Annotated in this window: 8 protein-coding genes and 5 pseudogenes; 4 read left to right on the top strand and 9 right to left on the bottom strand. The window is 61.5% G+C overall.

The annotated features are described in order from the left end of the window. A pseudogene (locus tag AC07FD_RS32770) lies at positions 1-186 on the top strand (GntR family transcriptional regulator); the annotation flags it as partial. A 43-nt stretch (positions 187-229) separates the two neighbouring features. On the opposite strand, the gene AC07FD_RS32775 reads toward AC07FD_RS32770, so the two are convergent. Beyond that, complete coding sequence (locus AC07FD_RS32775) at positions 230-1,186, bottom strand: LysR family transcriptional regulator (RefSeq protein ID WP_478353219.1); 957 nt, start codon at positions 1,184-1,186, stop codon at positions 230-232. 382 nt (positions 1,187-1,568) lie between these two features. Here AC07FD_RS32775 and AC07FD_RS32780 point away from each other — a divergent pair, with 382 nt between their 5' ends. Both AC07FD_RS32780 and AC07FD_RS32785 read left to right on the top strand, forming a co-directional pair. After that, positions 1,569-2,807: a M81 family metallopeptidase gene (locus AC07FD_RS32780; RefSeq protein ID WP_478353220.1), complete on the top strand. Its 1,239-nt coding sequence runs from the start codon at positions 1,569-1,571 to the stop codon at positions 2,805-2,807. An 89-nt stretch (positions 2,808-2,896) separates the two neighbouring features. Then, positions 2,897-3,220: pseudogene (locus AC07FD_RS32785) on the top strand (IS110 family transposase); the annotation flags it as partial. Positions 3,221-3,245: 25 nt separating this feature from the next. On the opposite strand, the pseudogene AC07FD_RS32790 reads toward AC07FD_RS32785, so the two are convergent. Together AC07FD_RS32790 and AC07FD_RS32795 are read right to left on the bottom strand one after the other, a co-directional pair. Then, positions 3,246-3,450: pseudogene (locus AC07FD_RS32790) on the bottom strand (IS21 family transposase); the annotation flags it as partial. Further along, positions 3,434-3,609 (bottom strand): annotated as a pseudogene (locus AC07FD_RS32795) (transposase); the annotation flags it as partial. The pseudogenes AC07FD_RS32795 and AC07FD_RS32790, both read right to left, overlap by 17 nt. Positions 3,610-3,963: 354 nt before the next feature. Here AC07FD_RS32795 and AC07FD_RS32800 point away from each other — a divergent pair. Next, positions 3,964-4,143, top strand: a pseudogene (locus AC07FD_RS32800) (IS5/IS1182 family transposase); the annotation flags it as partial. A 78-nt stretch (positions 4,144-4,221) separates the two neighbouring features. Here the strand turns inward: AC07FD_RS32800 and AC07FD_RS32805 are convergent. From AC07FD_RS32805 to AC07FD_RS32830, 6 genes are all read right to left on the bottom strand, one after another. Beyond that, the gene (locus AC07FD_RS32805; RefSeq protein WP_478353225.1) at positions 4,222-4,713 is read right to left on the bottom strand and encodes an N-acetyltransferase family protein; all 492 of its coding nucleotides are present in this window, start codon (positions 4,711-4,713) and stop codon (positions 4,222-4,224) included. A gap of 54 nt (positions 4,714-4,767) precedes the next feature. Next, on the bottom strand, positions 4,768-5,946 hold the full coding sequence (locus AC07FD_RS32810) for a thiolase family protein (RefSeq protein WP_478353221.1): 1,179 nt from the start codon (positions 5,944-5,946) through the stop codon (positions 4,768-4,770). 3 nt (positions 5,947-5,949) lie between these two features. Beyond that, a complete protein-coding gene (locus AC07FD_RS32815; protein ID WP_478353222.1) occupies positions 5,950-7,233 on the bottom strand; it encodes an ArgE/DapE family deacylase in 1,284 nt (427 codons plus the stop codon). After that, entirely contained in the window at positions 7,234-7,890 is a 657-nt protein-coding gene (locus AC07FD_RS32820; protein ID WP_478353223.1) for a 3-oxoacid CoA-transferase subunit B, read from the bottom strand. It lies immediately after the preceding gene. After that, complete coding sequence (locus AC07FD_RS32825) at positions 7,874-8,575, bottom strand: CoA transferase subunit A (protein ID WP_478353224.1); 702 nt, start codon at positions 8,573-8,575, stop codon at positions 7,874-7,876. The genes AC07FD_RS32820 and AC07FD_RS32825 overlap by 17 nt, the downstream gene beginning before the upstream one ends. A gap of 443 nt (positions 8,576-9,018) precedes the next feature. Further along, positions 9,019-10,101 (bottom strand): lysine-2,3-aminomutase-like protein, encoded by a 1,083-nt coding sequence (locus tag AC07FD_RS32830; RefSeq protein ID WP_478353226.1) that lies wholly within the window; start codon positions 10,099-10,101, stop codon positions 9,019-9,021. Positions 10,102-10,417 lie beyond the last annotated feature (316 nt).

Here is a 10,417-nt window from a genome sequence, read left to right on the forward strand (position 1 = left end):
TTCTGGGAGGCGCGCTGGGCGCTGCTAGGAAGCTCGCTCGGCCGGGCGCCGCACAGGCACAAGGAAATCATGGACGCCCTGCGTCAGGGCCAGCCCGATCTAGCGCGCGACTTCCTCGTCGAGGAGATCCACAACGCGGGCGAATTCTTGCTTGAGGCGATGAGGTTCCGCGAGGCGACGGACTGAGCCCGCTACCGATAGGTGCAGCGCGACAACCCAGATTGTCGCCCTACAGATAGGTTCGCTCCTCCAACGAGGTCTGCGCGATCATCTCATGGATCGTCCGCACGAAGGCGGTCTCGGCCGGGTTCAGGCTGCGGCGGGGGTTCATCACGAAATGGACCTCGACCGCAGGCAGATGGTCCTTCGGCGGCACCTGCCACAGGAGTCCGACATCGACGTCGCGCCAGGCGATATGCACTGGCAGCGCTCCAATGCCCATCCCGGTGATGATCATTCGCCGCACCTCGGGCAGATTGGCCGAGAGGCCGTGCGGCTCGGAGTGCAGATTGACCCGCTCGCGCAACTGGCGCACCAGATAGAGCGGCCCGTTCTCGAGTTCGGTCTGGAACGACACCGAGCGTTCGCCGGACACATTCTCGATCCCGATGTCCGATCGGCCGAACAGCCTGTGCGGCGGACCGCAGAACAGGCCGAAGAACTCCCGGAACAGGACGCGGCTGTCCAGCATGGGATCGTCCTCGCGCATCAGGCACAGGCCTACCGACGCCTGGTCCTGCCGTAACCGGCTCAGGACCTCGGCGCTGTCGGTGATCGAGATCGAATAGGTCACCTCGGGATAGGCTGTGTTGAAGCGCGCCATTGCCTCATCGAAATGCGGGCAGACCACATGGCTGGTCATGGCGATTGCAACATGGCCGGTGACAACGGTCTCCGTCGCCGCCATCAGACCCGGCAGCCGTGAGATCGAGCCGAAAAGCATGCAGCTTTCGCGATAAAGCGTCTCACCCGCCGGGGTCAGCGCGAAATGACCGGGCCGGCGATGGAGCAGCCGCTTCTCCGTGGTCTCTTCCAGCCGTTTCAGCGCACTGCTGATAGTAGGCTGGGTGAGGTTCATAAACTCCGCCGCCCGCGTGATACCGCCCTGTTCGACGACCACCGTGAAGGTGCGCAGCAGGTTCCAGTCAAGCCTCCAGGGAAAACGCTCTTCGTACGGCCGCACCATTAATCCAATCAATGGTCATGATTACGACTATCTGTTTGTGCTATGTGCGGTGATGAGTCAAGTTGGCCAACAAAGCAGAAGAGGCCCGTTCACGCGAACAGCCTCAAGATGCCAAAGGGAGTTGACCAATTGTCTCTTACCGTTTTCGCCGCCACGATTTCGCACGAGAGCCATACCTTCAACATTATACCGACCACGCTGGATGACTTGCGAAACGCCCAATTCTCGAGGCTGACGCGATAGACGGCGCGATGCGCGGGACGTGCAGCGAATGGGGCGCCATACTCGATCTTGCCGATGAGTTCGGCTGGCGCCTCGAGGGTCCGGTCGCCGCCATCGGTGACGCGGGGGGAAAGTCACTGACCAAGCCTTTGATCACATGATGGGGATCATCACCCGCGCGCTCCAACGGGCGATGCCGGTGCACGGCGTAATACTGCCGCTGCACGGCGCCATGGTCACCGAGAGTCACGATGACGCCGAAGGGGAGATCCTCCGACAAGTACGGGCCGTCGTCGGGCGCGAAGTACCCATTGCCGTGACCCTAGACCTGCATGCCAACGCGACCGAAGACATGGCGCGCCTGGCTGACATCATCACGACCTACCGCACGACACCGCATATCGACTTGTACGAGACCGCCGAGCGTGCCGGCCGGCTGCTGCAACGGACCATGCTTGGCGAGATCAAGCCAAGCGTCACGCTGGCGAATCGCTTGGTCCTGAGCGGGCTGGACCACGGCCGTACGATTGCCGGGCATGGGGCGATGGTCGAGATGCTGGTGCAGGTGCGCGAGGCCGAGGCGCAGACGCCGGGCGTGCTCGATATCGGCGTAAACGCCGGCTTCGTCTGGGCCGACGTGCCGTTCACCGGACCCACGGTGTTGGTCACCGGCGATGGAGTGCGGCCGGAATACCGAGAGGTCGCCGAACGGTTCGCCGATTTTATCTGGGATAGCCGGGGCCGCGAAACAGTTCGGCTGCTGCCCATGGACGAAACCATCCGCATCGCCCGCGAGGCAGCTCCAGCCGGCTCTGGGCCGCTGCTGATCGGCGACTATACCGACAATCCCGGCGGCGGCGCATATGGCGATGCCACCAATTTGGTTCGCGCCCTGCTAGCAGCGGGCATCAAGGGCGTTGCGGTCGGCACCATCGCCGATCCGGACTCCGTCGCCGCCGGACTCAAAGCGGGAGTCGGCGCGACGGTCACGGTGGACCTCGGTGGCAAGAAGGACCCTCGCTTCGGCGGCGCGCCAATCCGGCTGACCGGCACGGCGGGCGCCGTCTCCGATGGGATCTATGTCCGCAAGGGTAAGTACATGACTGGCACCAAGGCCAATATGGGCCCGAGCTTCCGCCTCGATCTCGACGGCATTCAGATCATCGTCGCCAGTTACCCCATGCAGATCGACGACCGCGAGCAGTTTCTCATTTATGGCATTGAGCCGGAGCGCATGAATATTCTCGCCTGCAAAGCGATGAACCATTTCCGCGTCGATTTCGAGCCAATTGCGCGGGGGCTCATCTATGTCGATGCCGGTGGGATCTGCTCGCTTGATTTCAAGCAGTTTCCGTGGAGCAAGCTCAGGCGGCCGATCTGGCCGCTGGACCTGAATTGATGCGGCCAATATCCTATGGGGAGCAACACTCACCTCATAGGAGACGCCGTCATGGAAGCTGGAACTTCCAACCGCATGCGCCGACCGCTATCCGTACCTACCTTGCCGCAATTTTCGTATCGTTGGAACTCACTCGCTCAACGTGGCTGATCACGTCGTTGTCGCCGGGAAACGGCGAGAAGATGTCGCAAGCCCTCTGTGGTCGGCGGCGATGTGACGGCACTACTGGATCGTTTTGCTCAGCCCCAGGAGAATGTGCGATCTCGTGGGGCAATCAGGTTCCGATCGTGAGCATTCAGGAAGCCGGACTTGACGGCTTCTGGATCGATCGTGTGCTGAAGGCGAGCGGGATAGAAAGCCAAGTCGTCGATCCAGCCTCGCGCAGGCGCCGGCGGTCTGCATCACCGCGCCTGCCGCATGTCGTTTGCGAAACGTCTGAAGCGTCAGCGTCACCCCTTGCGCTTCTGCTCCGGGCAATCAGCGCCCGTCTGGTTCGCTCAGGTCATGCGGCGGGCGGCCCCTTCGGTGAAACAGACCACCGTTCCAGGGCCGCATCGTCGTCGTAGCCCCGCGCTAACGGCCAGCTCGACAGCCCCGCCTCCCGTGCCCGCAGCGAATAGGGCGAAACCGAGGTCTTGCCGATAATGAAGTGCGTTGACAATATCGCGCAACCACGTCCTGCCAAGTTTACGGGCTGCAGGCATGAAAGGCGCGATCAACGCCATTCGCGATCGGTCACGTCGGTTGTATAACGCAGTGTCCGTCGCACATACTGGCGACCGGTGAAATCAGCCCATGCCATTCATTATGATCTTTATCGAAACCTAAGCAAATCCGAAGGAATCAGAACCTCCTGATTCCACTCATTTGTTTTTAAGGCTGTTAGGTTCGGAGTATGGCAGCGCGTACTCACGCCGCAGCGTCGACCAGCTCGAGCAGCCTCTGACAGATGCGATTCCTCCACCGCATCGATGACGTCTTGATTGCCGCGCACTCCCAATCCAAATTGCCGCGCAATATCATCAGGCCGCCTCGTCTCGACACAGATCGCCCAATCCTTCACTGTCATTGCGCGCTTCTTTGGCACCGCCGTCAAAGCGCTTATGATCAGGTGCACGTTACCTCAAGTTTGTTCCACTCTCATCATCGGGCGTCCAGGTCCCTGCATCTGCGGTGCTTGAACTATATCGGTCTCGCCAAAACGCATTTACAACACGTGCTGACGGCGGCTGCCATGAACCTCGTCCGCATTGGTGCTTCGATTGGTGGCATACCACTTGCGCAACCCCGTCAATCCGCATCTACCAAGCTGATGATGGCTCCCACGCCAGGATGAGAAGTTCGACAGCAGTATCTTTTCCGAAACAAGTCAAAAAACTGGCATGACGCATCCATGCAGCCTCGAGAGTGGCGTTTAGTTCCCGCTGCGACAGAACTTCTCGAATGCCGGGCCATAAAGCCTGTAGCTAGTCTCATCGTTCGCCGGTTCGAATCCATGCCGAAGATAGAAGCGAGCACCCGCCTGATTGCCATGATCGACGGTCAGGCGGAGATAGTGGTAACCGTCATTGCTAGCGGCCGAGGCGACGTGGCGCAGCAGCTTTTCACCAATCCGGGCGCTTCGGAATTCCTCTTGGACGAACAGGTCCTGGATGTACAGGCCCGGCTTGCCCATCCAAGAAGAAAACATCGGGAAGTAGAGGCAAATGGCGGCGATCTTGCCGTCGACCTCGGCCAGCATCACACTAAACTCGCGCCGGGGCCCGAACCCGGCGGTTTCGATATCTTCCCTGGTGCTTTTCAAGCGCGCGGGAACGCCGAGGGACTCAGCCAGCAACCGAAGCGCCAGCAGGATCTCATCGCAATCTTCGCATTCGGCCACCCGGAATGACAATCCAGACATCATCATGATCCTTCTGCTGCGGTCGCCAGGAGCAGCCGCGAGAAATGCCGGATTTGCTCAGGTAGCGACCTCAAGCAGTGCCGCGGCCCCCATGCCCCAGCCTACGCACATGCTCACCACTGCGAAGCGCGCGCCACGCCGGCGTCCTTCCAGCAGCGCGTGGCCGACCAGGCGCGACCCGCTCATCCCGTAGGGATGGCCGATCGAGATCGCGCCGCCATTGACGTTCAGCTTCTCCGGATCGAGTCCGAGCCGATCGCGGCAATAGACCAGTTGCGCGGCAAAGGCCTCGTTGATCTCGAAGAGGTCGATGTCGTCGAGCGAAAGGCCGTGGCGCTCGAGCAGGGACGGAATAGCCAGCGCGGGGCCGATGCCCATTTCCTCGGGCGCGCACCCAACGGTCAACATGCCACGAAACAGACCGAGCAGCGCAAGCCCCCGCCGGGAAGCCTCGTCAGCCGACATCAGGACGCAGGCCGAAGCTCCATCCGAAAGCTGCGAAGAGTTGCCTGCGGTTACGGTGGAGTCCTCTCCCATGACAGGGATCAGTCCGGAAAGGCCCGCGAGACTGGTGTCGGGGCGGTTGCACTCATCGCGCGAAAGCGTGACGGTGATCCGGCTCTCTGCGCTGGTGTCGCGGTTCTTTTCGACCTTCACCGTTTCGAAGGGGACAATCTCGTCTGCGAAGCGTCCCGCTTCCTGCGCGGCGGCGGTGCGCTTCTGGCTGACCAGCGCATATTCATCCTGCGCCGCACGAGTGACGCGATATTTGCGTGCGACCAGATCGGCCGTGGCCAGCATGGGCATGTAATAGTCCTTGCGCACACCGGCGATGCGGTAATGCGTTCCATTCCAATCGTCGTTCTGCACCAGCGAGATGCTGTCCATGCCGCCGGCCAGAGCGATATTGCAGTCACCGGAGCGGATCTGGTTGGCTGCCGTTGCAATCGCCGATAGGCCGGATGCGCATTGCCGGTCGATGGTCGCGGCGGCCACGCCGTCGGGAAGGCCAGCAGCGAAAACGGTATGGCGGGCGACATTGATGCCGCTGGTCCCCTGAGTAAGGGCGCAGCCCAATGTGAAATCCTGCACTTCTCCGCCCTCCAGGCCGGCACGGGCCAAGGCGGCGCGCACAGCATGGGCCGCCAGGACCGGCCCTTGCGTGGCATTGAAAGCACCGCGATAGGCCTTGCCAATCGGGGTTCGGGCGGTGGAAACGAAGACGGCGTCGCGCATGGGTTATGCTTCCTCCAGGCCGCACCAGTCGGCGATGAACAGGGCGGTCGATTGGGTGATGCGGCGCACGGATTCGAGATCGACACGCTCGTTGAACCCGTGGATCGCCTCGGCGCGCGGGCCATAGACGAGCGCTGGGGTGTCCGCGTAGAGGCCGAAGAAGCGGGCATCGGTCGTGGCGGTGATCGCCTCATGCTCAAGGGGCTTACCGACGACAAGGCTGTGGGCGCGGTCGAGCGCGGCCAGCGCCGCGCGCGCCGCTGCACTCTGGTCATCCTTGAAGGAATAGCCCTCAGCGGCGAAGCCATTATAGACAACTTCGGGGCAGGTCCTGGCGAGGAAGGGATGGTTGCGGGCCGCATCGAAGATGGTTTCTTCGATCATATGGCGCACGTCATCGAGGTTCTGGCCGGGGAATACCCCCATGCGCACATCGAAAACACACCAGGCGGGGACGGAACTGGCCCAGTCGCCGCCTTCGATCTTGCCGATGTTTAGGTTGAGCGCATGGCTGTGGCCGGCATAGTCGTGATGACGGCATTCCGGTGCGTTCATCCGCCGCTCCAGCAGGTGCAGCGCCTCGAACAGGGGGATGGCCGCTTCGATGGCGTTGGCGCCCGAACCGGCATAGGCGACATGGGTCGGCAGACCCTTCAGGCGCACCTGAAACCAGATGACCCCAACCTGCGAGGACACGAGCCTTTCGGCAAAGGGCTCCGGAATCAAAACTGCATCAGCGCGATAGCCGCGCTGCAAGCACGCCAGCGCGCCATTGCCGGTGCATTCCTCCTCCACAACAGACTGAAAGAACACGTCGGCGGCGGGGCGCAGGCCGAGATGCTTCAACGCCTCGATTGCAAAGAGGTTCGAGGCCAACCCAGCCTTCATGTCACCCGCGCCGCGGCCATACATCCAGTCGCCATCGATATGGGGGGCGAAGGGCGCGCGTTCCCAAATGTCCAGCGGGCCGGTCGGCACCACGTCGATATGGCCGTTAAGGATCAGGCTGCGTCCGCTGCCGGTCCGACTGCGTAGGCTGCCCACCACGTTCACGGCGTTCTCATAATTGCCGATCACCGGCGAGAAGCCGGGCATGTTCGCGATCTCCTTCACATCGATTTGCCAGCGGTCGACTTCATAACCGAGACCAGACAACTCACTCTCCACGAAGTCCTGTGCCGATTGCTCGGCCCCCCGTGTCGACGGATGGCGCACCAGTTCGGTCAGAAATTCCAGCTCGCGGTCGAAGAGTTCATCGACAGCATGAAGGATGGCAGTCCTGTCCATCTAGAACCTCGGCAAATCCTGGTCGGGGATATGGAAGGGGGCGCCGGTGGCGGCACGAAGCTCGGCAAAGCCGATGCCTTCGGCGATTTCGCGCAGATGCAGGCCCTTGGCGGTGATGTCGAAGACCGCCATATCGGTATAGATCCGCTTCACATGGCCTTTGGCGGTTAAGGGCAGGGTACATTGTGCGAGGATCTTCGGGTTGCCCTTGCGATCCGTGTGCGTCATGATGACGCCCACCCGCCGCGCCTTTTGCGCCAGTTCGATCGCGCCGCCCATGCCCGGCGAGAATTTGCCAGGGATCTTCCAGTTCGCCAGATCGCCGTTCGCCGCGACCTCGAAGGCCCCCAGCAAGGTCAGATCGAGGCGGCCGGAGCGCACGATCGCGAAGCTGACGGCGCTGTCGAAGAATGCCGTGCCGGGTATGGTGGAGACATAGGCGCCGCCAGCGTCGATCAGATTGCGGTCAGCCTTGTCGGGCGACACCACGGGTCCGACGCCGGCGATCCCGTTCTCCGAATGCAAACAGACCGGCGTGCCGGGGACCACATATTGCAGCACCTCGGTCGGCAGGCCGATGCCCAGATTGACAGTCATGCCGGGCAGGATGTCGGCAGCTGCGCGCTTGAGCATCCGTTCTTTAGCGTTGGACAACACCGTAGACCTCCGGCAATTCAGTCAATTCGACCACCGTGTCGACAAAGGTTCCGGACAGGTGGACATTCTCGGGAGGGAGCGCGCCGAGAGGCACGATCCGCTCGGCCTCGACGATGGTTTGGCGCGCGGCCATGGCCATCAGCGGATTGAAGTTGCGCGCCGAGGCCGAGAAGGAGAGATTGCCGAAAGCATCGGCCTTGTGGGCATGGATCAACGCGAAATCGGCCCGCAGCGCCGTCTCGAGAAGGCCCGTCCTGCCCTCTATGGCAATTCGCTGCTTGCCTTCCTCGTCGGGAGTGCCAAGGCCTATGTCGGTGACGAAACCCATCATTCCGGCCCCGGCCACTCGGATGCGCTCGGCCAAAATGCCCTGTGGGACGAACTGCACCTCGATCGCACCCTCGTTCATCATGCGCATGGCGGTCGGGTTGAGGCCGATATGACTGGTTACCAGCCTGGCCACCTGGCCATTTTCCAGCAACCAATCGACGCCCATTCCTGCTTCATTGGCGTCGTTCTTGATGATTATCAGATTGCGGGGGCCCTGCCTAACCAGCTCACGGATCAGGCAGAAGGGCGTTCCGGGCACGCCGAAGCCGCCGAGCATGACCGAGGCGCCGTCCCCTATTGCAGAGATGGCCTCTTCGATCGCGCCGCGCTTGTCGGGCAGTGTCATGCAGATCATCCCATCTTTCTTGCCGACTCGCATCTGCGGCAGGGGCCGGGTTCGCGAATATTTCGAACAGATCGCCTTGCGCCAAAGCGTTGGTTTCGCGCTGTTGACTTTGGAAAGCGCAGCCCGGATGGCGGAATGCCGTTCCCGGTGCTGACCTCCCTGTCCAGACAGTACCCTAGAGTCGCTTTGCGGTTGGAATCTGCTTCGTTGGCGAACTTGACCGCTCCCAGCACATAACGCAAACAGATAAACGTAATCATGATCATTGATTGATTTTATGGCGATCCCTTACGAAGAGCGTTTCTCTGGAAGCTGGAGTGGAACCACCTGCGCACGTTCAGGGGCCGTCTATCCCAACATGGGCGCAAGCGATTCGATCAGAGTACTGCCCAACACTTTTGCGAGGAGGAAGCCGTCCACATAAGGATCGGTGGTGCTTGAATTGGATTATGTTAATCCGAAGGCGGATAGGCGTGCCCGCCGCCCTTGAAGTCGCAGACCCTATAGCAACCTGCATCCTCTTGCTGAATGGCATCCGATCCGATCACCACCTTCCCGTGCCCGCCCGGTATGTCGAGGATGTAGGTTGGCTGGCAAAGCCCCGAGATTCGACCGCGCAGGCCTGCCACGAGGGCGCGGCCTTCCTCAATGGAGAGGCGGAAATGGCTCGTGCCAGGGGCGAGGTCCGGGTGGTGAAGGTAATAAGGTTTTACCCTCGCTTCCACGAAAGCGCGCATGAGCGCCGCCAGCGTGTCGGGATCGTCGTTGACGCCCTTGAGCAGAACCGACTGGCTGACCATCACGATGCCCGAATCGACGAGACGGGCGCAAGCCTCGCGAGCCGCAGGCGCCAACTCGCGCGGATGATTGGCATGGAGGGCTATATAGGCCGTCTTGCCGCCCGCCTTCATGGCGGTAATTAAAGCCTCGTTGATCCGTTCCGGCTCGACCACGGGAACACGGGTGTGGAAGCGGACGATCTTCACGTGATCGATGGCATGCAGCCGCTGCATGATTTCCCCGAGGCGGCGGGGTGAGAGCATGAGCGGTTCCCCACCGGTGAGGATCACCTCCCAGATTTCCGGGTGATTGGCGATATAGGCAAACGACTCGTCCATGGCCTCGGGCGAGAGGGTGCCGAGCCCCTGCGGACCGACCATTTCGCGGCGGAAGCAGAAGCGGCAATAGACCGGGCAGACATGCACGGCCTTGAGCAGGACACGGTCGGGATAACGATGCACGATCCCTTCGACAGGACTGTGCGCGAGATCGCCGATGGGATCCTCGCGCTCCTCGGGCGCCACATTTAGCTCGGCCGCATCCGGCACGAACTGGCGCGCGATCGGATCCTTCGGATCGTTCCGGTCGATCAGCGCGGCGATGGCGGGGCTGATCCCGATGGCATAGCGCTCGGCCACGGCGTCGATACTACTAGCAAGGTCTTCAGCCGTAACGAGGCCAGTCTCGACCAGCTCTGCAGGTGTGCGGATTGGACGAGCGCTTGTCGGCTTAAGTTGATTGTGCTGCCCTGACATGTTGCTTTCCTTTCCTCGTTTCAGCGATCGCATATCAGTCACGCCATGAATGCCGGTCGGCAGTTCCTGCCCGCGACGAGGGAACTTCAAAAGTCGTGCCAACTGCGCAGAAAGAGCCTCAGAAGAAATGTTCGGCAGCGTATTCAATAGCTCCCATGAGAGTGCAGCAAGACGCCGGACACACAGCACCGTGTCACAGAGTCGACAAACCCGACAGTTGTTGGATGCCAAGCATTCTCCGAGAAATGGCGGACAGGGTAGCGTCGCCTTAACATTTTAGGCGGACTTTACGGGCATGAGCCCGCACCCGCCCACC

It is taken from the genome of Mesorhizobium waitakense, assembly GCF_056431085.1.